Genomic DNA, 24,340 nt, shown 5'->3' on the forward strand with positions numbered 1-24,340 from the left:
GTTCACCACCGCGATGCGAACAGGACGCGATCGTCGGGCTGTACGCCCAGCACCTTGGCGCAGTCGGAAGACAGCACCACGCCATCGCCGACCATGCGAACATGCCCGAACGCGCACCGGAAGTCCTGGAGCCGTCCCGTGGCGACCAACGCCTCGTCCCCGCCATCGTCATCGATCGCGATCACCGGGCAGTCGCGTGCGCTCTCGATCGTCCGCACCCGGTCGGTCCGCGCCGTCATCGTCGGTCCGCCATCGAAGATATCGATGTAGTTTTCATAGTGAAAACCCTCATTCTCCAGCATGCGCATCGCCGCCCGGCCGCTCGGATGCGGCAGGCCGATCACCGCGCGTGCCGCTTCGGAGAGCATCGCTGTATAGATCGGATGCTTGGGCATCAGGTCGGCGATGAATTGGTGGCCATGCGTCGCATTGAACTGGTCGGCGTCCTGAAAATTCATGCCGAAGAAGCGCCCCGCCAGACCGTCCCAGAACGGTGATCCACCCGCTTCGTCGATGATCCCGCGCAATTCGGCGAGGATCCGATCGGCGAAGCGCGCCCGATGCGCGCGGATGAACAGATAGCGGCTGCGCGCCAGCAACAGGCCGAGCCCACCCGCGCGCTCGCCCGGATGCAGGAACAGCCCGCCGACCTCACACGCGCCCTCCAGATCGGTGGTCAGCGCCAGCATTTCCGCACGGAACGTGCGCTCCAGTTCCTTGCTGTGCTGCGTCAGCGTGCCCAGGCGATAGCTGTAAAAGGGGTGTTTCTGCCCCACCTGCGTGAACAGCTGGCAGGTGCCGCGCACCTCCCCCGTCTCGCCATTCTCCAGCATCAGGACGAACAGCTCGTCCGTGATTGGCCCATCGTCGCGCGCAAATGCCTCGCCGCTGCGGTCCAGCTTCGTGCGCAGCGCCTTGCGGTCGGGCGGCAGGTTGGTGAACCCCCCGCCGGTCAGCTTCGCCATTTCATACAGATGCTGCAGATCGTCGGCGCGCGCGGCCCGAATGCGAAAGGTCATGGCCGTCCCCGCTGTACGATACGACTGATGGTGAGCGCCGACAGCGCCGCCCGCTCGGCGAGACTGTCGACGATCATGAATTCGTCCGCTGAATGGATTGCGCCGCCGCGCACGCCCATCGTGTCGACCACAGGTACGCCGGCTGCGGCTATGTTGTTGCCGTCGCATACGCCCCCGGTCGCGCGCCAGCCGATGCTGAGGCCCAGGTCCGCGCCGGCTTCCGCGACGCAGGCGAACAGGCGTTCGGCGCCGGCATCGATCGGCTTGGGCGGGCGATTGAAGCGGCCATGCACCTCGATCCGCACGTCATGCGCTGCGGCGACGGCAGCGACACTCTCGTCGATCGCGGCCTGCGCCCGCGCGATCGCATCCGCGGCGGCGGGGCGGAAGTTGACGCGCAGGATGGCGAGGTCGGGCACGACGTTGTTCGGCCCACCGCCATCGATCCGCGCCGGATTGACCGACAGGCCCGGCCCACCCGCCCCCGCCAGCCGTACCGCCAGCGCGGCGGCAGCGACGATCGCATTCCGCCCCTCTTCGGGGTTGCGCCCCGCGTGAGCGCTCCGCCCGCGGATCACGATGGAAAAGTTGCCCGTGCCGCCGCGTGCGCCGGCCAATGTCCCGTCGGGGAGCGCCGGCTCGTAGGTCAGCGCCGCGACCGCCCCCCGTGCTGCCCTGGCGAGCAACTTGGCGGACGAGAGCGATCCCGTCTCCTCGTCCGAATTGATGACGACGTCATAGCCGAAGCCATCGGCGCCCCCGGCCTCCACGGCGGTCAGCGCGGCGAGCATCACCGCAATCCCGCCCTTCATATCCGCCGTACCCGGCCCGTTGATCGTGCCGTCGTCGCGGTGGGTCAGCGTCTGGAACGGGTGATCGACGGGATAGACCGTATCCATATGCCCGGTGAACAGCATGCGGACCGGCGCCTCGGGCCGGACCCGCAGGTGCAGGTGATTACCGTGCGCCAGCGCGGCGACGGTGCCGTCTGCCGCCACCGCCTCGACCGGCTCCGGCTCGACCATCACGATCTCGCCGGGCAGCACCGCAAAGGCATCGGCAAGCAGTGCGGCCATCTGCCCGACGCCGGCCAGGTTGCGCGTACCGCTGTTCACCGCCGCCCAGCGCTCGACCTGCGCCAGCATAGCCGCCTGGTCGATCTGCTCGACCAAGGCGCGTTCGTCGTTCGACATGCCTCTCATCGCAGCGAGGCTAGTCGAATATGGTCTCCGATGAAACCAGGTTCAGAAAGTATAGACCAGCGACGCCCGGCCGATCGTGTCGGTGTTCTTGGACTTCACCGGCGGCTCGCTTTCATATTGCACGTTATACGAAAACGCAGCGGACAGTGGCCCGATCAGCTTCGCATTCAGCGCGCTTGTGCCGCTCAGCGTCGAATTGGCGCTCTGCACATAAGCGGAGGCGTTCTGCGTCACCGACAGGCCGGGCAGCACGCGCCAGTTGAACGCCAGCGTCCCGCGCGCGGCGATATTGCTCTGCCGGGTCTCGTCGGTGAAATGCGTCTGGCGGAACGCCGGGCCCAGCTCGACGTCAAGCCGCACCTTGGGGCTCTTGATCGCGCTGTAGCCTGCGCCGGCCGACGCCGAATAGCGGTTGTAATAGCCCAGGAACCGGTCCGCCTCATATTGCGCGGCGCCATAGGCGTAGAGACGGTCGTTGATCTTGTAATTGGGTTCGTAGCTCGCGAGGTAATGTTCGCGCGTCGTGATGTTGGCGTTTTCCTGATAATCCGCCTGCACGTGGAACTTGTGGCGCCATTGCAGCCCCTCGCGCGTCAAGTCGAGGATCGCCGATCCGCCCTTGCTCTCGGTATTGCCGGTGGTGATGTAACCGCCCAGCTCTGCTCGGCCGCTCCACAGGTCGAACATGCTGGCCTGCCTGATCGTGGTCTGCCGCGCCTGTGCCCGATCGTTGCGCCACTTCTGCGCGATGGCGAGCACCGCGTCGGCACTCGCCGGATCGGCCAGCCGCGCATATTTGACCACGACCGAGACGTCGCCGTCGTTGCCGCTTTCGATCGCGGCATCCAGCATCGATCGGATCGCTGCGGGGATCGGCACCTTGGTGTCGTCCGGCTGGCCGCCATCGGCGACCGGCGCATTGGCGATCAGCAGGGGGGCAAGGCACAGCGAAAGGAGCAAGGTAGCGCGCACATCCGGCGCTCTAGCCGTTCGTCGCGCGTCTGACACCCCCCAACGCAGGTCAGCGCGGGTCCGCTGCGGCGAGATGAGGCGCGAACGCGGCGAGCACGTCCTCGTACAGCGCTCGCTTGAACGGCACGATCATCGTTGGCAGGTCGGCGGGGTCGCTCCATCGCCAGGCGCGAAACTCCTGATGCTCGGTCGCGATATCGATGTCGCGGTCCTCGCCTAGGAAGCGGAACAGGAACCAGCGCTGCCGCTGCCCCCGCCACTTGCCCTTCCACACCTTCCCGATCATGTCGGGCGGCAGGTCGTACAAAAAGTCCTGCGGCGCCTCGACGATCAGTTCGACATGGTGCGGCGCGACGCCCGTTTCCTCGCCCAACTCGCGCACCGCGGCGTCATAGGCCTCTTCGCCCGGATCGATCCCGCCCTGCGGCATCTGCCATGCCTCCAGCGTCGTATCGATCCGCTGCCCGACGAAGACCTTGCCTTCGCGGTTCAGCAGCATCACGCCGGCGCAGGGGCGATAGGGCAGGGTGGCGGGATCGGTCATCGTGCGGCCTCCTGTCCCGCGGCCTGCGCCATGACGCGCGCGGCCTCTGCCTCCACGATCACGTCCTTCAGCGCCGCGAGATAGCCGGCGACGTCCCCCTGGCTCGACGGGATCGCCTTGCGCAGCGTGATGAAGCCATGGACGGTCCCCACCGCCTCGCGGAACACCACCGGCACGCCCGCCTGGATCAACGCGGCGGCATAGGCGCGGCCCTGATCGCGGATCGGGTCCAGGCTGGCGGTGACGATCACCGCCGGTGGCAAGCCGTCCAGCCGCCCGAGCAGGGGCGATCCCCGGCTATGCGCGATATCGGCCGCATAGGCATCGACGAACCACAGCATCGTATCGCGCGTCAGCAGATAGCCGTCGGCGAACTGATCGAACGACGGATAGGGCTGCGACGAATCAGCCGCCGGATAGATCGGCGCCTGCACGATCACCGGCACCGCCGCCGGCCGGTCGCGCAAGTCCATCGCTGCGACGATGGTCAACGTGCCGCCCGCGCTGTCGCCGCACAGGATCAGGCCGGTAACGCTGCGTCCCAGCTCCGTCGGGCTTTCCGCCACCCAACGCGCTGCCGCCTCGCAATCGTCGGGCGCGGCGGGCCAGCGATGTTCGGGGGCCAACCGATAGTCGACCGAGACGACCGGCACGTCGAGCACGCGCGCCATCTCGGCGCAGAAGCCCGCATGCGTGTCGATATTGCCGATCACGAAGCCGCCACCGTGATAGAAGACCAGCGCCGGCCCCGGCTGACGCGTGTCGCGTGCGTCGAACAAACGGGCGGGGATGGAGCCGCCGGGCCCGGGGATCGACAGGTCGCGGAGCACCGCCAGCTCGCCCACCGGCAGATCGGCGACGTCCTTCATCGCCGTGAACACCTGCCGAGCCGCCTCGGGCGTCATCTGATGCGTGCGCGGCCCCGGCATTGCGTTCAGATAATCCAGGAATCCGCGCACGTCCGGCCGGACGTAGGGAGTGGGGGCGGCGGTCGTTTCGGTCATTCGGCTCTCTCCGGCGGGGCACCGCTTGGGACGGCGCTCGATCGCTCCTACCTAGGCAGCGTGATCGCCGTCGTCCATCATCCCGCCTATGTCGCGCCCGCGCCGGCGCGCTCCACGTACCGCTGGAACAAGAACGGGCTGATCCGCGACCTGCTGCGCGAGGCGGGCGACCGCGTGACCTGGCACGAACCCGAAGCCATGCCGCGCCACTGGCTGGAGGCGGTCCACGATCCCGATTATGTCGCGCAAGTTCTGGAAGCGCGTGTCCCTGCGCCCAAGACCCGCCGCATTGGCTTTCCGATCACCCCTGCGGTCGCGGCCCGTGCCGCCGCGGTGCCCGGCGGCACGTGGCTCGCCGCGCAGCTCGCGCTTCGCCACGGCTTTGCTGCCAATACCGCGGGCGGCAGCCATCATGCGCTCGCCGATACCGGCGCCGGCTATTGCGTGTTCAACGACCTCGCGCTCGCTGCGGTGCGGCTGGTCGAAGAGGGCACGGTCGATCGCCTCGTAGTGGTCGATTGCGACGTGCATCAAGGCGACGGCACCGCCGCCTTGCTCGCCGGGCGGCCGGGGATTGCCACCTATTCGATCCATGCGGAGAAGAACTTCCCCGCCCGAAAGGCGCGCTCGACGCTCGACGTGCCGCTCGCCGATGGCGTGGATGACGCCGGCTATCTCGCGACGCTGGAGGCGACGCTCGCGCCCTTCCTCGCCGAGCACCGGCCGCAGCTGATCCTGTATCAGGCAGGCGTCGATCCCTTCGTCGGCGATCGCCTCGGGCGCCTGTCGCTCAGCCTCGACGGTCTGGTGGCGCGTGAGCGCCTGATCGCCCGGCTGGCGGGCGGCGTGCCGCTCGCGAGCACGGTCGGCGGCGGCTATGGCGACGACGCGCTGGAGATCGCCCGCCGCCACGTCACCGCGATCCTCACGCTGGGCGAGGCGATGGCTCGCGAAGCCGCGATTTCCTGACCCCCTTTCCACTGCGGCCAAGCTGCGGCATGAGCGCGCCCGACATGCCCGGGGACACATTGCAGCAACGCCTTTTCGCGCCCGCGTTTCATCGCTTCCTCGACCGGATCGACACCGGGCTGGTGCGCGGCGGCATCGAGGCGCGTCTGCCCGATGGCACTCACCGGCTGCTCGGCGGGCGCAAGCCGGGGCCGGTGCCGCTCGTCACCATTCACCGCTGGCGCGCGCTCGTGCGCCTCGCCACGGGCGGTTCGGTGGGCTGGTATGAGGCCTGGGCGGACGGCGACTGGTCCAGTCCCGATCCGGTGCCGCTGTTCGACCTGTTCATGCGCAACCGCGTGCCGCTGGCCAATGTCGCGCGCGCCGGCGGTATTCCGAAGCTGCTGCTCCGCGGCTGGCACGCGCTGCGCCGTAACGACCGCAAGGGGTCGCGCCGCAACATCGCCGACCATTACGACCTCGGCAACGATTTCTACCAGGAATGGCTCGACCCCAGTCTCACCTATTCCAGCGGCATCTACGGTTCGGGCGATACGCTCGAGCAGGCCCAGCGCCGCAAGCTCACGGCGATTCTCGACCGGACCGGCACAACGCCCGGCGACACCATTTTGGAAATCGGCTGCGGCTGGGGATCGTTTGCCGCCACGGCGTCGGCGGCGGGCCGCAGCATCCATGGCCTCACCCTCTCGACCGAGCAGAAGGCGGAGGTCGATGCGCGCGCGCTTCCCGGCGTCACCGTCTCGCTCACCGACTATCGCGACGTCACCGGCATCTATGATGCGGTCGCCAGTATCGAGATGGTCGAAGCGGTCGGCCAGGCCTATTGGCCCGCCTATTGCGACACGCTCGCCCGTGTCCTGAAGCCCGGCGGCCGCGCCGCGATCCAATATATCAGCATCGCTGACGACGTGTTCGAACGCTACGCCTCCAGCGTCGACTTCATCCAGCGCTATGTCTTCCCCGGCGGCATGCTGCTGTCGGAAAGCCGCTTTCGCGCCTTATGCGAAGCACGCGGCCTCGCCTGGACCGATCACCACGCCTTCGGTCTCGATTACGCGCAGACGCTGCGCCACTGGCGTGAACGGTTCGACAATGCCGACAAGGCAGGGCGTCTGCCCGAACGGCTCGATGCCCGCTTCCGCGACCTGTGGCGCTATTACCTGATGTATTGCGAAGGCGGCTTCCGCGGCGGCGGCATCGACGTCGCGCAGGTCACGCTGGTGAAACGCGGCTGAGCGTCGGCCGGCGCGAGACGATCCCGCGCCGGCCCGGACTCAGGCGTCTTCCACCTCGCGCGCCACGGGTGGGTGCAGCCGCAGGCGATGGATGCGCCGCTCGTCCGAATCGAGCACTTCGAACTTCCAGCCCGACGGGTGATCCACGCACTCGCCGACATGCGGCACATGCCCCGCCAGCACCGCGGCAAGGCCGCCGAGTGTGTCGACGTCGCTCTCGGCTTCGCCCAGACGCGGGTCGATCAGCTCGGCCGCATCCTCCAGCTCGGCGCGGGCATCCGCTTCCCACGCGCCGCCGTCGATCGGCACGAGCAGCGCACTCGGCGCCTCGTCATGCTCGTCCTCGATTTCGCCGACGATCTCCTCGATCAGATCCTCGATCGTCACGAGGCCTTCGGTGCCCGAATATTCGTCGAGCACGATCGCGAGGTGGACATGGCGCTGGCGCATGTCGGCGAGCAGGTCGAGCGCGCCGCGGCTCATCGGCACGTACAGCGGCTCGCGGATCAGCCCGGCGATGCTCGTCGGATGTTCGGCCCCGGTCGCCAGAATGTTGAACACATCCTTGATGTGGACCATGCCGATGATCGTATCCAACTGCCCGCGATAGACCGGCAGGCGGCTGTGCCCCGCCTCAGCGAAGATCTGCACCAGATGCGCGAAGGTGGTGTTTTCCTCGATCGCGATGATGTCCGCACGCGGTACGCCGACATCCCCCGCGTCGCGCTCGCCGAAGTGCAGCAGGTTGCGCACCATCTGCCGTTCCAGCGGCGTCAGGTCGCCCTTGGCGTCGGGGCCGGGATCGTCCTCATGCCGGTCGATCGCCTCTTCCAGCTGGTCGCGGAGCGATTCCTCCTGGCCGCCGCCGAAGATCAGCGTGCGCAGCCCGCGCCAGATACTCGATTCATTGGAGTCGCCGTAACCGGCGCTACTTCGGTCCTCTGCCATGGCAGTCTGTGTCAGTCCTCACGCACGAGATAAGGGTCCGCGATGCCGAGCGTGGCCAGAGCCTGACGCTCGATCTCCTCCATCGCCTCGGCCTCGTCGTCCCCCATGTGGTCATAGCCTAGCAGATGCAGCGTGCCATGTACCAGCAGGTGCGTGGCATGTTCTTCCACGCTCACGCCCTTTTCGGCGGCCTCGCGTTCGCATACGCCATGCGCAAGGACGATATCGCCGAGCAAGAGTTCGCCATCGTCGCTATTCTGGCTGACCGTGTCGATCAGATCCGGCTGCACCATCGGAAAGGACAGGACATTGGTCGGCTTGTCCTTCTGCCGATACTGACGGTTGAGCGCCTGTACCTCGTCGTCGGAGGTCAGGCGGACGCTGATCTCTACGGTCGCGGGCGTCGTGAGCAATTCGCCATGCGGCGTCCGCTCGATCGCCGCGCGCGCGGCACGGACGGCGAGCGCGTCCCAGTCGGTGGCGTCGGCCCAGGGCGCTTCATGGGCAAGTTCGATGTGGATCATGCAAGGTCCGTTTTCGAGAAATCGTCGCCTTTGTACAGCAGGCGGGCGTCGTTGGTCTTGGCACAGGCATAAGCGAAACAATCGCCCATGTTGAGGCGGGCGGGGTGGTGGCCTTTGCCGTAACGCGCCGCCGCACGGATCGCTTCATCTCGTTCCAGTTCGCCGATCGACACGACGCGCAAGCCGGCCTCATAGGCAAAACCGTTCACGGCTTCTGCTGCTTCGTGCAGGCTCACCTCCCGCAGACGGGCGATGGCGTGGGCAGCTTCCCAAGCGCCGACCGCACAATACAAGCGGTCGTTATGCGCCTCGATCGCATCAGCGAAATCGTCGGCCTCCGGTTCGCCATAGACGATCGCGACGATCGCCGAGGCATCGACGAAGATGGTCAATCGTCGTCCTCGTCGTTGAGCGAATCATAGAACGCTTTGTCCGCAACGAGGCCGGTTGGACGACCCAGGGGATGTGCCTCGCGCCAGGCTTTCATGCGCTCGCGCAGCGGCACGCCAGGGGACCGACGCTCCTGCTCCAGCTCACGCTTGCGGTGGAGCAGGGCATCGTGGACCGCTGCCGTCTTGCTCGTGCCGAGCAGCTCGGCGACTTCGCGCGCCAGATCGGCGGTGTCCGCATTCTTAATGTAGAGCGACGCCATCGTCACCTCCGGTATATCCCGCCAAGGTGGCGAGGATATACGCTCCCGTCAACCGGCCCCCTCATACGCCTCGACGATCCGCCCGACAATCGGATGGCGGACGACGTCCGCGCTGCTGAAGCGCGTCATCGAGATACCCTCCACGCCCTCCAGCCGCATCGTCGCATCGGCCAGGCCGCTTGCCGCAACGCCGCCGGGCAGGTCGGTCTGGTTGGGATCGCCGCAGATCACCATCCGGCTGTTCTGGCCGAAGCGGGTCAGGAACATCTTCATCTGCGCGGGCGTCGTATTCTGCGCCTCGTCGAGGATGACGAAGGCATCGGCCAGCGTGCGGCCGCGCATGAAGGCGATCGGTGCGATCTCGATCTCGCCGCTCGCGATCCGGCGCTCGACCTGCTCGGCCGGCAGGCAGTCGTGCAGCGCATCGTAGAGCGGCCGCAGATACGGATCGACCTTGTCCTTCATATCGCCGGGCAGGAAGCCCAGCTTCTCGCCCGCCTCGACCGCGGGACGCGACAGGATCAGCCGCTGGACGCTGCCGGTAATCAGCTGCGACACCGCCTGCGCGACGGCGATATAGGTCTTGCCGGTACCCGCCGGCCCGAGCGCGAAGATCATGTCGTGCGTGCTCAACTCGCGCATGTAATGCGCCTGCGCCGGGGTGCGCGGTACGATCGTCTTCTTCCGCGTCCGGATCATGATCGACGGGATCGCGCTGCGTTCGGTGCTGACGATGCCGTCGAGCGTCGGTTCGGCCGCCATCGCGATCGACGCATCGACTAGGCCGGTGTCGATTTCCTCACCGCGCTGGATGCGCTGGTACAGATCCTGCAACACGTCGCGCGCCAGCGCGACATTCTCGGCCGCGCCCTCCAGTCCGACGCGGTTACCGCGCGCGGTGATATAGACGCCCAGCCGGTTTTCGAGCGCCACCAGATTCTGGTCATATTGGCCGAACAGCGTGGCGAGCAGCTGCGGCTTGTCGAACAACACCTCCGCCCGGCTGCGTTCACCGGAGCGGGCGGGGACGGGCTTGCGACTCATGCAATCCTTTCGTGCCGAAATGGCATGCACCGAATGTGGGATGCCCGCGCGCGAAAGGGAAGCGGCAAACGTGTGATCTAGGCTGGCATCCTGACCTACGCGGCCTGCTTCACGCGCACCGCACCCGCCATCGAGACCGGGCCGGCGGAAAGCAGGTCGACCGTCACGATGTCGCCGATGGCGGCGTCGGTCATCATATGCACCGATTGCAGCCAGGGCGACTTGCCGAGCATCTGGCCGGGCAGCTTGGCCTGGCGCTCGATGAGGACGTCGCACGTCCGGCCGACGCTCGCCTGGTTGAACGCCTGCTGGTCGCGGCCCAGCGCGGCTTGCAGGCGCTGCAGCCGTTCGTCCATCACCTCTGGCGGCACGGCCCCGGCCATGTCCGCGGCGGGGGTGCCGGGGCGGGGGCTGTATTTGAACGAATAGGCCTGCGCGTATCCGACCGCATCGACGAGGGCGAGCGTCTCGGCGAACTCCGCCTCCGTTTCGCCGGGAAAGCCGACGATGAAGTCGCCGGACAGCGCGATGTCGGGGCGCACGGCGCGCACGCGGTCGAGCAGGCGCAGGTAGCTGTCGCGATCGTGGCTGCGGTTCATCGCCTTCAGCACCCGGTCGCTGCCCGCCTGCACCGGCAGGTGCAGGAACGGCATCAGGCTTTCGACGTCGCCGTGGGCGTCGATCAGGCCCTGCGCCATGTCGTTGGGATGGCTGGTCGTGTAGCGGATACGGGCGAGGCCGGGGATGCGGTCTAGCACGCGGATCAGGTCGTGCAGGCCCCGCCCGTCATCGTCCCAGGCGTTGACGTTCTGGCCCAGCAGCGTGATCTCGCGCGCACCGGCATCGACCAGCGCCTTCGCCTCGTCGACGATCGCCGCGAACGGACGGCTCACCTCGGCGCCGCGCGTGTAGGGCACGACGCAATAGGTGCAGAATTTGTCGCAGCCTTCCTGCACCGTCAGAAATGCCGACGGCCCGACGCGGCGCCGCGCCGGCAATGCGCCGAACTTCGAGAGTAACGGCATGTCGGTGTCGAGCCCGGCGGCGCCGCTCGCCGCTTGGGCGACGAGGCCGGGAAGGTTGTGATAGGCCTGCGGCCCCACCACGACATCGACATTCGCACGGCGGACGATCTCCTCGCCCTCCGCCTGCGCGACGCAGCCGGCGACCGCGATCATCGGCGCGGCCCGCTCGGCGAGGCGCGCGTCCTTGCGCAGTCGGCCGATGTCCGAATAGACCTTCTCGGTCGCCTTTTCGCGGATATGGCAGGTGTTGAGCACGACCAGGTCGGCGTCGGCCGCGTCGGCCGCGGCGGTCATGCCCTCGGCGGTCATCAATTCCGCCATCCGCTCGCCGTCATAGACGTTCATCTGGCAGCCGAACGACTTGACGTGGAAGGTCTGGGGCTTGCGCTTGCTGGTGTCCGCGGGGGTCATGGCCGCGGGCCATACAGGAAGCGGCTCTCCGTCGCCAGCGGGAGGAGCGGCCGGCAGAAGATGGTAGCCGCGCTCCCTTTTTTCCTGAAAAGTGCGCTTGGGGGAGAACGCCATGGGACGGGCAATAGGGTATGCAGGCGTCTTCATTGCGGCGGCAGCCGTTGCGGCGTCGCTTAGCGCACAGGTTGCGCCGTCTCGATCGGGTGCGGACGGTCCCGACATCGTCGTCAATGGCGCGACGCCGAAGATGGTGGCGGGCCTGTGGCGCTTCCGGTCGGGGGTGACGCTGACCGATCCTGCACCGGGTGAACCGAGAGTGCCACCGGAACAGGGCCGGGAATGGAATCGCTGCATCACCGATGGCGACACGCCCGCGATTGTCGACCAATTGATTGGTGAGCAGGCCGGCATTCGGGCGATCGGGGACAGCGGCATGCTGTGTTCTCCCCTGAAGCTCGCCATCGACCGAACGCACGCAGTGGGAAACCGGCGGTGCAGCGTGATGATGGGCGGCGGACCCGCGCTCCAAATCGCGACAGGCCTTCGTGCGACGATCGCCGAGACGCGATTGCGGGCGGACTATGTCGTGGAGTCCGGAAGCTTTCGAAGCCGGGGGCGTATCAAGCGCTGGCAGGTGAACGCAGAGCGGATCGGCGACTGTCCGGGATCGCCGCGGGCCGCCCCGGCCCCCGCGGCAAAGCCTGCCTCCTCGGCGATCTCGCCAGAAGCGATCGCTCCAGCACGGCAAGCCGAACCTACGATCGTCCGCGAGACTAGCGCCACCCGAAGGGGGACCGCGGGGGCGGTACCCTCCGGCCCCACCACCCCGACCCCCGAAGCGTCCACCCAGCCCGACGATATCGTCGTTATCGCCCGGCGGTTGCGGCGTCTCCGCCTGCGCTATGGCGTCGATGGCGATCGGGTGCGGTGGTGTCACGCCGATATCTCCAGCGGCGACAAGCGCGTCGACCGGATCGGCTGTGCGATCGTGCGCGCCTGTACGAAATCCGGTGCTGATACCGTCGAGGCGACGCTCGCCTGTTTCCGCCGCCGGGTCGATTCGCTCGAACCCGATCCGCCGCCCGCCTGATGCTTAGGCAGCGCCGATCGCGTCTCGCGCGCGGGCGGCGATCGCCTTGCGACCACCGATGTCGGCCGGGTCGAAGGCATCAAGCATATGCAGCGTCACTGGGAACGTACCCCGCCGCCGCAGCACGCGCAGCGCATGGACCTGTCCCGGCTCGTCGCCGACCCAGGCGAGTTCGGCGGTCGCCGGCCCGTAATCGACGCGCACCGGCTGCACCCGGCCGCCCGGCGGCGGAGGATCGAGTGCGGCGAGCAGGGCCGCCTTGAACGGCAGCAGGGTCGTGCCGTCGCTGGTCGTGCCTTCGGGGAAGATCGTCACCGCCCAGCCTTCGGCCAGCGCATCGCGCAACCGCGCGATCTGTGCGGACACCTGCAACCGGTCCTCGCGCGTCACGAAGATCGTGCGGTTCAGCGTACACAGCCAGCCGACGAGCGGCGCCGCGCGCAGTTCCGCCTTGGCGACGAAGGCGCTGCCCGTCGCGCCGGCGATGGCGAGAATGTCGATCCAGCTCAGATGGTTGGCCAAGAATACGACGTCACGCTTCAGCGGCCGGCCGATCACGCGCACGCGCGCACCGACGATCCACGCGACGCTGCCCAGGAACAGGCGCGGCCAGGGCGAGGGCAGGCGGAATACCCGCCACAGGCCGTGGATGCATAGCGCAGCGATCAGGGCGATCACCAGCGCCGCCAACCGGGTCGCGAGGCGCAGGTTGGCGATCACGCGCCCGCGCTTACGCCTTGCGATCGAGGCTGACGCCGTACAATTCCATGCGATGGTCGACCAGGCGGAAGCCGAGCTTCTCGGCGATCGCCTTCTGTAGCTGCTCCAGTTCCGGATCGACGAATTCGATGACCTTGCCCGTCTCGACGTCGATCAGGTGATCGTGATGCGCTTCCGGTGACGGCTCGTAGCGCGCGCGGCCGTCACCGAAATCGTGGCGATCCAGGATGCCCGCCTCTTCGAACAGGCGCACGGTGCGATAGACGGTCGCGATCGAAATGCCCGGATCGATCAGCGAGGCGCGCTCATACACCTTTTCGACGTCGGGATGGTCTTCGGCTTCCGACAGAACGCGCGCGATGACGCGACGCTGTTCGGTGATGCGCAGGCCCTTCTGGTTGCACAGGGCTTCGAGGTCGATCTTGCGAGGCATGAGCACCGTGTAGAACAGTGCGCTTGTTGCGAAAAGCGAAACCGACTCGCAACAGTGATCGGACGCGGCGATCGGTGGGGTCGGGTTACACCGCCCGCCGGTACGTATGCGCGTCGAACGCCTCGCCGCCGCGCCCGCGATAATAGCCGCGCCGCTCGCCCACCTTGGCAAAGCCCTGCTCAGTGTACAGCGCCACCGCGGGATTGTTCGCCCGCACCTCCAGATGCAGGTCCGCGATGCCGCTCATCTGCGCCTCGGCGATCACCGCGCGCAGCAGAGCGGTGCCGATACCCCGCCGACGAAAGGCGGGATCCACCGCGAGCAGCAGCAGCTCTGCCTCGTCCATCACGCTGCGCACCATCGCGAAACCGGCGGGCCGATCGTCGACCAGCGCCAGCGTTAGCCGCACGCCCGGCATCGCGAGCACGCCCAGGCACTGGTTGCGCGTCCACGCCTCGCCATAGCGCGGGTCGAAGGCGGCGGTCATCAGCGCGTCGACCGTCGCTACGTCGCGGGGATCGCCGGTGCGCAGCAGGATCTGGTGCGTCGCCATCAGGCCGCCGGCTCCGGCACGCGGCCGCCAGGCAGCTTGGCATCGGGAGCACGGCCGTAGACCGGACGCGCGGGCAGCGTCTTCAACGCCTCGGGCAGAAGCAGCGCGTCGCGCGCATCGGGCAAAGCGGGCTGGCCGGCGAGGTCGGGCGCGACCTGTTGCAGCCAGCGCACGCCGTTGCCGATGGGATAGCGTTCGCCCAGGGCGGCGATCGCCGCCTCCGGCTTCACCGAGGCGAGCCCATCGAGCGGCACCGGTCCGGCCGCGAAGCCCTGGACGAACACCTCGCCGTGCCCGCCCTCCAGCATCGCGGCGATCTGCCCCTCCCGCCCGCCGGCAAAGGCGGCAGCGGCGAGCAGCGACAGGCTGGAATAGCCGGCGACGGTGCTGCCCCAGCCGAGCGCAAGTGCCCGGGCCGCGGCGATGCCCACGCGCAGACCGGTGAAGCTACCGGGGCCGACGTCGACCAGGATATGCCCGGCACGTCCGCCATCGGGCAATGCGGCGATCATCGGAAGCAGCTGCTCGGCATGGCCCCGCCCGACCTCGCGATGCTCGGCGGCGATGACCTGCCCGCCTTCGATCAGCGCGATTGAGCAGGCGGCGGTGGCGGTGTCGATGACGAGAGTGCGGGCAGTCATGATGAAGCGCCTGCTTTGCGGCAGCCCGCGCGCCGGGGCAAGATGCGAGTGGCGGTAACCGCAATTCCCCCGTCACCCCAGAGTCATTTCGGGGTCCACTCCGAGGCGAGGGGGACGGCGAGACGCTCCGGCTCCCACTTCGCGGGATGGTGCACCCCGGACCAAGTCCGGGGTGACGGCAATATGCGGAAGGGGGCTGGCAAACCCCAATCGGCGACGGCCTTACGCGACCGTGTTGAACTTCTCGAACGCCGGCCGCGGCGAGCGTGGGTGCAGGCTGGCGGGGTCGCCATAGCCCAATGTCGAGATGAAATTGCTGCGCACGCCCGGCTGGTCGGCAAAGAACGCCTTGTCTACCGCGCCCTGATCGAAGCCCGACATTGGCCCCGTATCCAGACCCAGCGCCCGCGCCGCGAGAATGAAATACCCGCCCTGCAACGACGAATTGCGGAATGCGGACGCGGTGCGCAGCTCGGTATTCCCGTCGAACCACGCCTTGGCATCGGTATGGGGGAACAGCTCGGGCAGATGCTCGTGGAATTCCACGTCCATGCCGATGATGACGGTGACGGGCGCCTTCAGGATCTTGTCGCGATTGCCCTCCGACGCGCAGGCGGCAAGCTTCGCCTTCGCCTCATCGCTGACGCACCAGACGAGCCGCGCGGGCAGCTGGTTGGCCGAGGTCGGCCCCCATTTCATCAGGTCCCAGATCGCCCGAAGCTGATCCTCGCCGACGGCACGGTCGGAATAATGATTGTAGCTGCGTGCCTCACGGAACAGCGTGTCGAGCGCGGCATCGGGCAGGGGAGCGGACATCAGACGGCCCTCACTTCGGTGACTTCGGGAACATAATACTTCAGCAGCTGCTCGATGCCGTTCTTCAGCGTCGCGCTCGACGACGGACAGCCGGCGCACGCGCCCTGCATGCGCAGGTACACCTTGCCCTTGTCGAAGCCGCGATAGACGATGTCGCCGCCGTCGTTCGCCACCGCCGGGCGGACGCGGGTGTCGATCAGTTCGCGGATCTGCGCGACGATCTCGGCATCGGCGGGGTCGTCGGTCGTCACCTCGTCGCTGTCGCCGGCCGGGACGCTAAAGCCCGCGCTGCCCTGACGGAATAGCGGCATGTTGGCCGCGAAATGGTCGAGCAGGATGGCGAGCACGTCCGGCTTCAGCCCGACCCAGTCGACGCCCGGCGCGGCGGTCACCGACACGAAGTCGCGGCCGAAGAACACGCCCGTTACGTCGCCGAGCGCGAACAGCATCTCGGCGAGCGGGCTCGCCTCCGCCTCTTCGGGCGTCGCGAAATCGCGCGTGCCGGCGTCCATAACGATGCGGCCCGGCAGGAACTTGAGGGTCGCCGGATTGGGTGTGGCTTCGGTCTCGATCAGCATGGGGGCCATGTGGACCGCGCGCGACCGCGGATCAAGCACAGCCGCGGAAAGGCTTTGTTTCCCGTCGCGAAGCGGAGCGCCTCAGCCCACCCGCTCGCGATGCCCTGCCGGAAAGCCCGCGATCGCCAGCGCCGCGATCCGCTCGGCCACCACTTCCGGAGGCTTCACCGACTCCGGCGCCTCGCCCGGATAGGCGCGCGCGCGCATCTTGGTCCGCGTCGCGCCGGGATCGAGGATCGCGGTGCGGATGCCGCTGATCTCGCTCGTCTCGTCGCCATAGGCGCCGATCAGAGTCTCGAACGCTGCCTTGGACGCGCCATAGGCCCCCCAATAGGCGCGAGGGTTGCGCCCGACGCTGGAGGTGACGCCGATCACCTTCGCCGCCGGCGCCTTGCGCAGCATCGCATCGAATGCCTGGATCATCGCCACCTGCGCACTGACGTTCAGCGTCAGCACCTGCGCGAATTCCTTGGGGTCGATCGCCGGCACCGCCGCCAGCGTCCCCAGCATGCCGGCGTTGAGCACCAGCACGTCCAGCGCCTGCCAGCGTTCGCCGACCGCGCTCGCCAGCCGGGCGATGCTGTCGGTCTGCGTCATGTCGAGCGGCGCGATCGTTGCCGATCCGCCTGCGTCGAAGATCGTCTCCTCGACCGCCTCCAGGTCCTTCGCCGTCCGCGCCGTCAGCACCACATGCGCGCCCGCTGCGGCGAGCGCGATCGCAGTCGCCGCGCCGATGCCGCGGCTGGCGCCGGTGACGAGCGCAAGCTGGTTTTCCAGTGCTTTGGCCATCAGTTCACGCGCTCTTCGAGCATCGCAAACTGGTCGACGTCGGCGACATCGTCATGGTCGGTCAGCGTCGTCGGATAGTCGCCGGTGAAGCAGGCATCACAATACTTCGGCAGGCGCGACGCGCGCTGTTCCTCGCCCAGCGCCTTGTACAGGCCATCGATCGACACGAAGGCCAGGCTGTCCGCATGGATGAAGTCGGTCATGCCGCCCACGTCATGCTTGGCGGCGAGCAGCTTGGCGCGCTCGGGCGTGTCAACGCCATAGAAGCAGCTATGCCGCGTCGGCGGCGATGCGATCCGCATATGCACCTCGGCCGCGCCCGCATCGCGCATCATCTGCACGATCTTCAGGCTGGTCGTGCCGCGGACGATCGAATCGTCGATCAGCACGATGCGCTTGCCCTTGATCAGCGCGCGATTGGCATTGTGCTTCAGCTTGACGCCCAGATGGCGCACCTTGTCGCCGGGTTGGATGAAGGTGCGGCCGACATAATGCGACCGGATGATGCCCAGCTCGAACGGAATGCCCGATTCCTGCGCATAGCCGATCGCGGCGGGCACGCCCGAATCGGGCACCGGGATGACGAGGTCGGCCTCGACCGGCGCCTCGATCGCCAGCTGCGCACCGATCGCCTTGCGCACCGAATAGACCGACTGATCGCCCGCGATCGAATCGGGGCGGCTGAAATACACCCATTCGAAGATGCAGGGCCGCGGCGCGACCTCTGCGAAGGGCTTGATCGAGCGGATGTCCTTGCCCTGCACGATCACCAGCTCGCCCGGCTCGACCTGCCGTTCGAAGGTCGCGCCGCACACGTCGAGCGCCACGGTTTCGGAAGCAAAGATCACCGCGCCGTCCAGGCGCCCCATCACCAGCGGCCGGATTCCCAGCGGATCGCGGCAGGCGATCATGCCCTCGGGCGTCATCACGACCAGGCTGTAGGCGCCCTCAACCTGCTTCAGCGCGTCGATGAAGCGGTCGAGCAGCGTGCGGTAGTTCGAGGTCGCGACGAGGTGGATGATCGTCTCGGTATCGCTGGTCGACTGGAAGATCGATCCGCGCCGCACCAGTTCGCGGCGCAGCTTCATCGCGTTGGAGATATTGCCGTTGTGGGCGACCGCAAAGCCGCCGGTCGACAGATCGGCGTACAGCGGCTGGACGTTGCGCAGCGCCGTCTCGCCCGTCGTGGAATAGCGGACGTGGCCGACCGCGGTGGTGCCGGGCAGCGCGCGGATCACGTCGTCGCGGTCGAAATTGCCCGCGACATGGCCCATCGCGCGATGCGTGTGGAACAGCGTGCCATCGAAGCTGCTGATCCCGGCGGCTTCCTGTCCGCGATGCTGCAAGGCGTGCAGCCCCAGCGCGACCAGCGCGGCGGCACTATCGCTGCCGGACACGCCGAACACGCCGCATTCCTCGCGCAGCGTATCGCCATCGTCCGAAGTGATGTCGAAGGGATTGGTGGTCAGCATAAGGACAGGGGCTCGGGCTATCGGGCGGGTGGCCATATAGGAGCGCATTCCGGCTTTGTCGCGTATTTGTCATCCGCGAACGAACCGTTTCGCGGGATGGGCCGTTGGATGGGCTTCCGCTGAGGAGGCATCCCATGGCAAAAGACCACGGCGCACAGATCAAGGACGACGGGCTGTACGAAGAGCTCCGCAAACAGGGCAATTCGAAGGAAAAGGCCGCGCGCATCGCCAATGCCAAGGCGAACGGATCGCTCGACCACAAGGCCACGCATCTCGAGGACCGCACCAAGGCCGACCTGATGAAGGAAGCGCGCGAGATCGGTATCGAAGGCCGATCGAAAATGGACAAGCCCGCGCTGATCAAGGCGATCCGCGGGCATAAGTAGAGGGAGCGGCCCGTCCCACATCCCCGGTCATTCCCGCCTGCGCGGGAACGACGGCTTGGCTGATTTAACGTCTCGCAGCAGCCGCAGTAGCCGCATTTGACGCCGCCCCACATCCCCCGTCACCCCGGACTCGTTCCGGGGTCCACTCCGCGGCTGGGGGGCGGCAAGAGGCTCCAGCCGGCCTTCGGCGGCCCGGTGGACCCCGGAACACGTCCGGGGTGACGGTGCGTTTGCGGTTGCCTACCGCGCCCCAGCGGCGTCACCCTTACGCCGCACGCCGCCCAGATCCTCTGGCCCCTTCGCCGCCGGAACAGCCGCGGGCACCGCCGTCGCCGCAGCCACCGGCACCGCGCTCAGCAACACCTGCTGCTTCATACACTGCCGCCGGTCCGCCCGCTTCACCAGCCCACAGTTCCACAGCGGCTTCTCGATCCCCGCATCCCGATCGCGCCAGTAACTGAACGCCATCGCGGCGACCTGTTCCGTCGTCAGCGGCAGCGCGACCGGCGTCGCCGCAGCCTCGGTCCAGCCCGAAAAGCGGCAGGTTTTGCGCTCGGCGCAGGCCTTCATCGCCACCGCGGGATACAGGTCCGGCGTCACGCCCTTGGGCAGCGTCGCGAGGATCGTCTCGTTCGTCCCGTCCGCCGCCGGCGCCGTCGCTGCGACCGTTGCTGCCACAACGTCGTCGCCCAGCATCCCCAGCGCCTCCGCCGCATCGAGCAGCGCGGTATCCGCCTCGGCCAGCGCCGCGCCGGTTTTGTGCGCATCGGACACGGGGGCGAGCTGGGCGATCACCGGCTCCGCCGAACTCACCTGCCGGTTGAACGCGGGCGGCGTGCCCCACCAGCCCGTCCAGCGGAAGAACAGATGACTGTGCACCGCGACCACCTTGTCCAGGCTCGCTTGCCAATAGGGGACGACCCAGTCGGTATGGTAATGCGTCGCATAGCCCACCGGTCGATAGACCGCGCCCGACAAGGCCGCGTCCGCCACGGCGCGGGCACGCCGCCACTGGTCCGCGGTCGGGGTCCAGCGACTGAGCGCATGGTCGCAGGCAAAGCTGAACTGGCAACCGGTGCTGCGCTCCTGCCCTTCGAAGATCACGCCGCAGATCGTCTTGGGGAAGGCGGGATGGCGCAGCCGGTTGAGCACGACTTGCGCGACAGCGCGCTCGCCCTCGGCATCGTCGCCTGCCTCGTACACCACGCCCACCGCCATACAGTCGAGCGCCCGCGCCCGATCCTCTGCGGCCCCGGCGAAGTGGAACGGCCGCGCCGCCGGATTGGGCAGGGTGGAGAAAGGGATAGCATCGTTGTACGCCTTGGCATCCTCGGCCGACAGGTCGACGAACGCGACCGGCTCGACGTCCGGTACTTCGGCGGCGGGTACGACGCGCCGCGGGGGAAGCTTCACCGCCTTCGGCTGCTTCGGGATCGCCGGCGGATGAGACACGACCAGTGCCGGCACGGCGATCGCCGCCAGCGCAGTGACGGCCAGCACGGGGCGCAGCCAAAGGGGGTAGGGGGCCGCACCGCCCTGATTCGCCAAAGTCATTACGGGGGTGTGTGCCACCCCGCCCCGCGCCCGTCATCCCCGCTCAGGCGGGGATCCAGACCCGCTCCCGTCGCGGATCGCGCCGCGAGGCCAACCAGTGTGGATTCCGCCTGCGCGGGAATGACGAGGTGGGGGCAGGGGCCGGCGTTACTGCTCCGGCAGGAAGTCCGGCACCGACAGATAGCGTTCACCCGTGTCGTAGTTGAACCCGAGCACCCGAACGTTATCCGGCAGGTCCGGCAGCTTCTGCAGGATCGCCGCCAGCGTCGCGCCCGACGAGATGCCGACCAGAATGCCCTCTTCACGCGCCGAGCGCCGCGCCATGTCCTTGGCGACGGCCGCATCCACCTCGATCACTCCGTCCAGCGCCTGGGTGTGGAGGTTGCGCGGGATGAAGCCCGCACCGATGCCCTGGATCGGGTGCGGCCCGGGCTGGCCACCCGCGATCACCGGCGATGCCGCCGGCTCGACCGCGAAGACCTTTAGGTTCGGCCATTCCTTCTTCAGCGTCTCGGCGACGCCCGTGATATGGCCGCCGGTGCCGACGCCGGTGATGATCACGTCGATCGGCGAATCGCGGAAGTCGTTCAGGATTTCCTGCGCCGTCGTACGGACATGGACATCGACATTCGCACCATTTTCGAACTGTTGCGGCATCCACGCACCCGGCGTCGCATGCACCAGCTCGATCGCGCGCTCGATCGCGCCCTTCATGCCCTTTTCGCGCGGGGTGAGGTCGAACGTCGCGCCATAGGCCAGCATCAGCCGCCGCCGCTCGAGCGACATCGATTCGGGCATGACGAGCACCAGCTTATAGCCCTTCACCGCCGCGACCATCGCCAGGCCGACGCCGGTGTTGCCGCTGGTCGGTTCGATGATCGTGCCGCCGGGCTTCAGGTCGCCGTTCGCCTCCGCGGCCTCGACCATCGCCAGCGCGATTCGGTCCTTGATCGATCCGCCGGGGTTCGACCGTTCCGATTTGATCCAGACCTCCGAATCGGGGAACAGCTTCGACACGCGGATGTGCGGCGTGTTGCCGATCGTTTCCAGGATGGTGTTGGCCTTCATGGCTTGGCTTCTCCGTGGCTAGGTTCGGTTTGCAGGATCTCTGGTGGGTCAAAGGTTCGCGCGGCGCCGAGTTCCGGGAACAGCCGCGCCCACAGCAAGGTAACGCCGATCGCGCCCAGCCCGCCGAACACCACGGCGCCCACCGGGCCGAGTAGCGAGGCCATCACCCCGCTCTCGAATTCGCCCAGTTCGTTGGACGCCGAGATGGTGAGCTGCGACACCGCGCTCACCCGCCCGCGCATCGCATCGGGGGTGTGCAGCTGGATCAGCGACTGGCGGACGTACACCGACACCATGTCCGCGCCGCCCGCGACGATCAGCGCGACGAGGCTGAGCAGGAAGGCGGGATGGACGAATACCGGCAAATCGCCCAGCTGAACCGTTCGCGTCGTCAGGCCGAGCGCGCCGGTAACATGGCTCGCGATGCCGAAGGTCAGGATGGAGAGGCCGAAGACGACGACCGCGACGAGCATCTTCACGCCGACATTGGTGCTCATCGGCTTGAACGAGAACCAGATCGCGGTCGCCGCCGCGCCGATGCCCATACCCGCGGCCAGCACGCCCAGCCCCTGCGATCCGACGTGCAGGATATCGCGTGCATAGACGGGCAGCAGCGAGGTCGCGCCGGCGAGCAGCACCGCGAACAGATCGAGCGTGATCGCCGCCTGGACCAGCCGGTTGCGGCGAACATAGCGGAACCCCTCGGCGATTCGCGCCAGCGGCCGGTGGTCGGCCTGCGCGGGCGGCTGCGGCACCGAGCCGATCAGGAACATGAAGGTCAGCGCGACCGCGAACAGCACGGTGGCGACGCCGTACGCCACCTCGGGGTGGATCGCGTACAGCAGCCCGCCGACGCTCGGTCCGGCGATCGTCCCCACCTGCCACGCGATCGAGCTAACGGCGATCGCGGTCGGCAGGCTTTCGCGTGGCACCAGATTGGGCGCGAGCGCCGAATAGGCCGGCCCCGAAAAGGCGCGCGCAACGCCGAACGCCACCGCCGCGGCGAATAGCGCGATCAGGCTGAGGTGCCCCGACCAGGTCAGGAACCACAGCATCCCCGCCGTCACGACCAGCAGCGCCGTCGTGCTGCGCACGATCCAGCGCCGGTCCACGCTGTCGGCAACCAGGCCCGTGACCGGGGTCAGCAGGAACAGCGGCACGAACTGCGCAAAGCCGATCATGCCCAGCATGAACGCCGCCTGCCGCACGTCCATAGTCACGCGCGCCAAATTGTAGACCTGCCAGCCGATCACGATCGACATCGCGGATACGGCGATCGTTCCGCTGAACCGCGACAGCCAATAGGCGCGGAAGTTGGCGATGCGGAACGGATGGACGGGGCGCGTACTCATGTGGGACGAGCTTTGGCGCGGGCCGAGGGGAAGGGCAACATAGTTGCGCTTTCGGATGATGGCGTTCCTACCTTTCCTCCGTCATCCCGGCGCACGCCGGGATCCATGGACACGAGGCAGACGTCAGGCGCGTCACCGTCAGCCCGGCGCTCCCATGGATCCCGGCGTACGCCGGGATGACGAGATGCAGGCGGCACCGGAAACGCTACGTCACAGCCATCTTACCCCAGGGAATTGATGTTCCCCGCGAACCCGGCCTATAGGCTCGGTCACATCCCCAGGACCGTTGAGGTAATACGTGGCCAAATCGCCTGCTCCTCCCGCCGTACCGCTCAGCAATCGCGAGCGTCCCGCCGATCCCAAGCCGTTCGAGGCGACGAAGGAGCAACTGCTCGACTTCTACAAGCAGATGCTGCTGATCCGCCGGTTCGAGGAAAAGGCGGGCCAGCTCTATGGCTTGGGCTTCATCGGCGGCTTCTGTCACCTCTACATCGGTCAGGAAGCGGTCGCGGTCGGCCTGCAGTCGGCGCTAGACGGCGACAAGGATTCGGTGATCACCGGATATCGCGACCACGGCCACATGCTCGCTTATGGCATCGACCCCAAGGTCATCATGGCCGAACTGACCGGCCGTGCCGCCGGCATCAGCCGCGGCAAGGGCGGCTCGATGCACATGTTCTCGACCGAACATAAGTTCTACGGCGGCCACGGCATCGTCGGCGCGCAGGTGTCGCTCGGCACCGGTCTGGCCTTCGGCCACAAGTACAGCAACGATGGCGGCGTCTGCCTCGCCTACTTCGGCGACGGCGCGGCGAACCAGGGCCAGGTGTACGAAAGCTTCAACATGGCGGAGCTGTGGAAGCTCCCGATCATCTTCGTGATCGAGAACAACCAATACGCCATGGGCACCAGCGTCAACCGCGCCTCGTCGGAAGACCAGCTGTACCGCCGCGGCGAAAGCTTCCGCATCCCCGGCATCCAGGTCGACGGCATGGACGTGCTCGCCTGCCGCGGTGCCGCCGAGGAAGCGCTCGCCTGGGTGCGCGCCGGCAAGGGCCCGGTCATCCTCGAGATGAAGACCTATCGCTACCGCGGCCACTCGATGTCCGACCCCGCCAAGTACCGCAGCCGCGAGGAGGTGCAGGGCGTCCGCGACAAGTCCGACCCCATCGACCACGTCAAGAAGCTGCTTGAAGGCCACGGTGTGACCGAGGCCGATCTCAAGACGCTCGAACAGGATATCCGCAAGATCGTGAACGAAGCCGCCGATTTCGCCGAAAGCACGCCCGAGCCCGAAGAGGCCGAGCTGTATACCGACGTGCTGGTGGAGACGTACTGA

At 67.6% G+C, this 24,340-nt stretch carries 27 protein-coding genes; 5 read left to right on the top strand and 22 right to left on the bottom strand.

Going from position 1 to position 24,340, the window contains the following annotated elements; translation table 11 throughout:
• Positions 1 to 2: 2 nt before the first annotated feature.
• Genes ACGVWT_RS01675 through ACGVWT_RS01695 form a run of 5 tightly spaced genes read right to left on the bottom strand, consistent with a single transcriptional unit; the run spans position 3 to position 4,741 of the window.
• A complete protein-coding gene (locus ACGVWT_RS01675; RefSeq protein WP_315461318.1) occupies positions 3 to 1,019 on the bottom strand; it encodes an arginine N-succinyltransferase in 1,017 nt (338 codons plus the stop codon).
• Positions 1,016 to 2,212 carry a M20 family metallopeptidase gene (locus ACGVWT_RS01680; protein ID WP_394425159.1) on the bottom strand — a complete coding sequence of 399 codons (1,197 nt, stop codon included), beginning with the start codon at positions 2,210 to 2,212 and terminating at the stop codon, positions 1,016 to 1,018. The genes ACGVWT_RS01675 and ACGVWT_RS01680 overlap by 4 nt, the downstream gene beginning before the upstream one ends.
• Positions 2,213 to 2,263: 51 nt before the next feature.
• Entirely contained in the window at positions 2,264 to 3,193 is a 930-nt protein-coding gene (locus ACGVWT_RS01685) for a YdiY family protein (RefSeq protein ID WP_315461316.1), read from the bottom strand.
• 49 nt (positions 3,194 to 3,242) lie between these two features.
• A complete protein-coding gene (locus tag ACGVWT_RS01690; protein ID WP_116461266.1) occupies positions 3,243 to 3,737 on the bottom strand; it encodes an RNA pyrophosphohydrolase in 495 nt (164 codons plus the stop codon).
• Positions 3,734 to 4,741, bottom strand: coding sequence for an alpha/beta hydrolase (locus ACGVWT_RS01695; RefSeq protein ID WP_315461315.1), 1,008 nt, complete (start codon positions 4,739 to 4,741; stop codon positions 3,734 to 3,736). Before ACGVWT_RS01695 ends, ACGVWT_RS01690 begins: the two co-directional genes overlap by 4 nt.
• 60 nt (positions 4,742 to 4,801) lie before the next feature.
• Here ACGVWT_RS01695 and ACGVWT_RS01700 point away from each other — a divergent pair, with 60 nt between their 5' ends.
• Both ACGVWT_RS01700 and ACGVWT_RS01705 read left to right on the top strand, forming a co-directional pair.
• On the top strand, positions 4,802 to 5,710 hold the full coding sequence (locus ACGVWT_RS01700; protein WP_315461314.1) for a histone deacetylase: 909 nt from the start codon (positions 4,802 to 4,804) through the stop codon (positions 5,708 to 5,710).
• 29 nt (positions 5,711 to 5,739) lie between these two features.
• Positions 5,740 to 6,945, top strand: coding sequence for a cyclopropane-fatty-acyl-phospholipid synthase family protein (locus ACGVWT_RS01705; RefSeq protein ID WP_315461313.1), 1,206 nt, complete (start codon positions 5,740 to 5,742; stop codon positions 6,943 to 6,945).
• Positions 6,946 to 6,984: 39 nt separating this feature from the next.
• On the opposite strand, the gene ACGVWT_RS01710 is transcribed toward ACGVWT_RS01705, so the two are convergent.
• The 6 genes from ACGVWT_RS01710 to miaB form a co-directional block, all read right to left on the bottom strand.
• Entirely contained in the window at positions 6,985 to 7,893 is a 909-nt protein-coding gene (locus ACGVWT_RS01710; RefSeq protein ID WP_116461262.1) for a hemolysin family protein, read from the bottom strand.
• A gap of 11 nt (positions 7,894 to 7,904) precedes the next feature.
• Positions 7,905 to 8,417: an rRNA maturation RNase YbeY gene (ybeY, locus tag ACGVWT_RS01715; protein WP_315461312.1), complete on the bottom strand. Its 513-nt coding sequence runs from the start codon at positions 8,415 to 8,417 to the stop codon at positions 7,905 to 7,907.
• A complete protein-coding gene (locus tag ACGVWT_RS01720; protein ID WP_315461311.1) occupies positions 8,414 to 8,809 on the bottom strand; it encodes a type II toxin-antitoxin system VapC family toxin in 396 nt (131 codons plus the stop codon). The genes ybeY and ACGVWT_RS01720 overlap by 4 nt, the downstream gene beginning before the upstream one ends.
• On the bottom strand, positions 8,806 to 9,069 hold the full coding sequence (locus ACGVWT_RS01725) for a type II toxin-antitoxin system VapB family antitoxin (protein WP_043059260.1): 264 nt from the start codon (positions 9,067 to 9,069) through the stop codon (positions 8,806 to 8,808). The genes ACGVWT_RS01720 and ACGVWT_RS01725 overlap by 4 nt, the downstream gene beginning before the upstream one ends.
• A gap of 48 nt (positions 9,070 to 9,117) precedes the next feature.
• A complete protein-coding gene (locus ACGVWT_RS01730) occupies positions 9,118 to 10,113 on the bottom strand; it encodes a PhoH family protein (RefSeq protein ID WP_043059261.1) in 996 nt (331 codons plus the stop codon).
• Between the two features lie 95 nt (positions 10,114 to 10,208).
• Positions 10,209 to 11,549, bottom strand: a complete 1,341-nt coding sequence (miaB, locus tag ACGVWT_RS01735) for a tRNA (N6-isopentenyl adenosine(37)-C2)-methylthiotransferase MiaB (protein ID WP_315461310.1) — start codon at positions 11,547 to 11,549, stop codon at positions 10,209 to 10,211.
• Positions 11,550 to 11,661: 112 nt separating this feature from the next.
• Between miaB and ACGVWT_RS01740 the strand changes: the two genes are divergently transcribed.
• Positions 11,662 to 12,639, top strand: coding sequence for a hypothetical protein (locus tag ACGVWT_RS01740; RefSeq protein ID WP_315461309.1), 978 nt, complete (start codon positions 11,662 to 11,664; stop codon positions 12,637 to 12,639).
• 3 nt (positions 12,640 to 12,642) lie between these two features.
• Here the strand turns inward: ACGVWT_RS01740 and ACGVWT_RS01745 are convergent, their stop codons facing one another.
• The 8 genes from ACGVWT_RS01745 to purF form a co-directional block, all read right to left on the bottom strand.
• Positions 12,643 to 13,359 (bottom strand): 1-acyl-sn-glycerol-3-phosphate acyltransferase, encoded by a 717-nt coding sequence (locus tag ACGVWT_RS01745; protein ID WP_116461257.1) that lies wholly within the window; start codon positions 13,357 to 13,359, stop codon positions 12,643 to 12,645.
• Positions 13,360 to 13,369: 10 nt separating this feature from the next.
• Positions 13,370 to 13,792 (bottom strand): Fur family transcriptional regulator, encoded by a 423-nt coding sequence (locus tag ACGVWT_RS01750; RefSeq protein ID WP_017978916.1) that lies wholly within the window; start codon positions 13,790 to 13,792, stop codon positions 13,370 to 13,372.
• A gap of 85 nt (positions 13,793 to 13,877) precedes the next feature.
• Entirely contained in the window at positions 13,878 to 14,345 is a 468-nt protein-coding gene (rimI, locus tag ACGVWT_RS01755; protein WP_063689428.1) for a ribosomal protein S18-alanine N-acetyltransferase, read from the bottom strand.
• A complete protein-coding gene (gene tsaB, locus ACGVWT_RS01760; RefSeq protein ID WP_315461308.1) occupies positions 14,345 to 14,986 on the bottom strand; it encodes a tRNA (adenosine(37)-N6)-threonylcarbamoyltransferase complex dimerization subunit type 1 TsaB in 642 nt (213 codons plus the stop codon). Before tsaB ends, rimI begins: the two co-directional genes overlap by 1 nt.
• Before the next feature lie 222 nt (positions 14,987 to 15,208).
• Entirely contained in the window at positions 15,209 to 15,802 is a 594-nt protein-coding gene (locus ACGVWT_RS01765; RefSeq protein ID WP_116461255.1) for a malonic semialdehyde reductase, read from the bottom strand.
• Positions 15,802 to 16,380: a NifU family protein gene (locus ACGVWT_RS01770; protein ID WP_024310548.1), complete on the bottom strand. Its 579-nt coding sequence runs from the start codon at positions 16,378 to 16,380 to the stop codon at positions 15,802 to 15,804. The genes ACGVWT_RS01765 and ACGVWT_RS01770 overlap by 1 nt, the downstream gene beginning before the upstream one ends.
• Before the next feature lie 81 nt (positions 16,381 to 16,461).
• On the bottom strand, positions 16,462 to 17,169 hold the full coding sequence (locus tag ACGVWT_RS01775) for an SDR family NAD(P)-dependent oxidoreductase (protein WP_116461254.1): 708 nt from the start codon (positions 17,167 to 17,169) through the stop codon (positions 16,462 to 16,464).
• Complete coding sequence (gene purF, locus ACGVWT_RS01780; RefSeq protein WP_315461307.1) at positions 17,169 to 18,641, bottom strand: amidophosphoribosyltransferase; 1,473 nt, start codon at positions 18,639 to 18,641, stop codon at positions 17,169 to 17,171. Before purF ends, ACGVWT_RS01775 begins: the two co-directional genes overlap by 1 nt.
• A gap of 134 nt (positions 18,642 to 18,775) precedes the next feature.
• On the opposite strand from purF, the gene ACGVWT_RS01785 reads away from it, so the two are divergent.
• Positions 18,776 to 19,027, top strand: a complete 252-nt coding sequence (locus ACGVWT_RS01785) for a hypothetical protein (protein WP_017978909.1) — start codon at positions 18,776 to 18,778, stop codon at positions 19,025 to 19,027.
• A gap of 240 nt (positions 19,028 to 19,267) precedes the next feature.
• Here ACGVWT_RS01785 and ACGVWT_RS01790 read toward each other — a convergent pair whose 3' ends face one another.
• From ACGVWT_RS01790 to ACGVWT_RS01800, 3 genes are all read right to left on the bottom strand, one after another.
• Entirely contained in the window at positions 19,268 to 20,527 is a 1,260-nt protein-coding gene (locus ACGVWT_RS01790) for a cell wall hydrolase (protein WP_315461306.1), read from the bottom strand.
• A 201-nt stretch (positions 20,528 to 20,728) separates the two neighbouring features.
• On the bottom strand, positions 20,729 to 21,649 hold the full coding sequence (cysK, locus tag ACGVWT_RS01795) for a cysteine synthase A (protein WP_315461305.1): 921 nt from the start codon (positions 21,647 to 21,649) through the stop codon (positions 20,729 to 20,731).
• Positions 21,646 to 23,001, bottom strand: a complete 1,356-nt coding sequence (locus tag ACGVWT_RS01800) for an MFS transporter (RefSeq protein ID WP_315461304.1) — start codon at positions 22,999 to 23,001, stop codon at positions 21,646 to 21,648. Before ACGVWT_RS01800 ends, cysK begins: the two co-directional genes overlap by 4 nt.
• Positions 23,002 to 23,299: 298 nt before the next feature.
• Here ACGVWT_RS01800 and pdhA point away from each other — a divergent pair, with 298 nt between their 5' ends.
• The gene (gene pdhA / locus ACGVWT_RS01805; RefSeq protein WP_017978905.1) at positions 23,300 to 24,340 is read left to right on the top strand and encodes a pyruvate dehydrogenase (acetyl-transferring) E1 component subunit alpha; all 1,041 of its coding nucleotides are present in this window, start codon (positions 23,300 to 23,302) and stop codon (positions 24,338 to 24,340) included.

It is taken from the genome of Sphingomonas sp. S6 (assembly GCF_043498045.1).
Taxonomy (GTDB): Bacteria; Pseudomonadota; Alphaproteobacteria; order Sphingomonadales; family Sphingomonadaceae; genus Sphingomonas.

Coding starts and splice junctions, on each gene's coding strand:
- ybeY (WP_315461312.1), bottom strand. CDS start 8,417: ATGATCCACATCGAACTTGCCCATGAAGCGCCCTGGGCCGACGCCACC.
- rimI (WP_063689428.1), bottom strand. CDS start 14,345: ATGGCGACGCACCAGATCCTGCTGCGCACCGGCGATCCCCGCGACGTA.
- ACGVWT_RS01740 (WP_315461309.1), top strand. CDS start 11,662: ATGGGACGGGCAATAGGGTATGCAGGCGTCTTCATTGCGGCGGCAGCC.
- ACGVWT_RS01750 (WP_017978916.1), bottom strand. CDS start 13,792: ATGCCTCGCAAGATCGACCTCGAAGCCCTGTGCAACCAGAAGGGCCTG.
- ACGVWT_RS01680 (WP_394425159.1), bottom strand. CDS start 2,212: ATGTCGAACGACGAACGCGCCTTGGTCGAGCAGATCGACCAGGCGGCT.
- ACGVWT_RS01785 (WP_017978909.1), top strand. CDS start 18,776: ATGGCAAAAGACCACGGCGCACAGATCAAGGACGACGGGCTGTACGAA.
- ACGVWT_RS01765 (WP_116461255.1), bottom strand. CDS start 15,802: ATGTCCGCTCCCCTGCCCGATGCCGCGCTCGACACGCTGTTCCGTGAG.
- tsaB (WP_315461308.1), bottom strand. CDS start 14,986: ATGACTGCCCGCACTCTCGTCATCGACACCGCCACCGCCGCCTGCTCA.
- ACGVWT_RS01705 (WP_315461313.1), top strand. CDS start 5,740: ATGAGCGCGCCCGACATGCCCGGGGACACATTGCAGCAACGCCTTTTC.
- ACGVWT_RS01675 (WP_315461318.1), bottom strand. CDS start 1,019: ATGACCTTTCGCATTCGGGCCGCGCGCGCCGACGATCTGCAGCATCTG.
- ACGVWT_RS01775 (WP_116461254.1), bottom strand. CDS start 17,169: ATGGCCAAAGCACTGGAAAACCAGCTTGCGCTCGTCACCGGCGCCAGC.
- ACGVWT_RS01730 (WP_043059261.1), bottom strand. CDS start 10,113: ATGAGTCGCAAGCCCGTCCCCGCCCGCTCCGGTGAACGCAGCCGGGCG.
- purF (WP_315461307.1), bottom strand. CDS start 18,641: ATGCTGACCACCAATCCCTTCGACATCACTTCGGACGATGGCGATACG.
- ACGVWT_RS01800 (WP_315461304.1), bottom strand. CDS start 23,001: ATGAGTACGCGCCCCGTCCATCCGTTCCGCATCGCCAACTTCCGCGCC.
- miaB (WP_315461310.1), bottom strand. CDS start 11,549: ATGACCCCCGCGGACACCAGCAAGCGCAAGCCCCAGACCTTCCACGTC.
- ACGVWT_RS01710 (WP_116461262.1), bottom strand. CDS start 7,893: ATGGCAGAGGACCGAAGTAGCGCCGGTTACGGCGACTCCAATGAATCG.
- ACGVWT_RS01725 (WP_043059260.1), bottom strand. CDS start 9,069: ATGGCGTCGCTCTACATTAAGAATGCGGACACCGCCGATCTGGCGCGC.
- ACGVWT_RS01770 (WP_024310548.1), bottom strand. CDS start 16,380: ATGCTGATCGAGACCGAAGCCACACCCAATCCGGCGACCCTCAAGTTC.
- cysK (WP_315461305.1), bottom strand. CDS start 21,649: ATGAAGGCCAACACCATCCTGGAAACGATCGGCAACACGCCGCACATC.
- ACGVWT_RS01690 (WP_116461266.1), bottom strand. CDS start 3,737: ATGACCGATCCCGCCACCCTGCCCTATCGCCCCTGCGCCGGCGTGATG.
- ACGVWT_RS01695 (WP_315461315.1), bottom strand. CDS start 4,741: ATGACCGAAACGACCGCCGCCCCCACTCCCTACGTCCGGCCGGACGTG.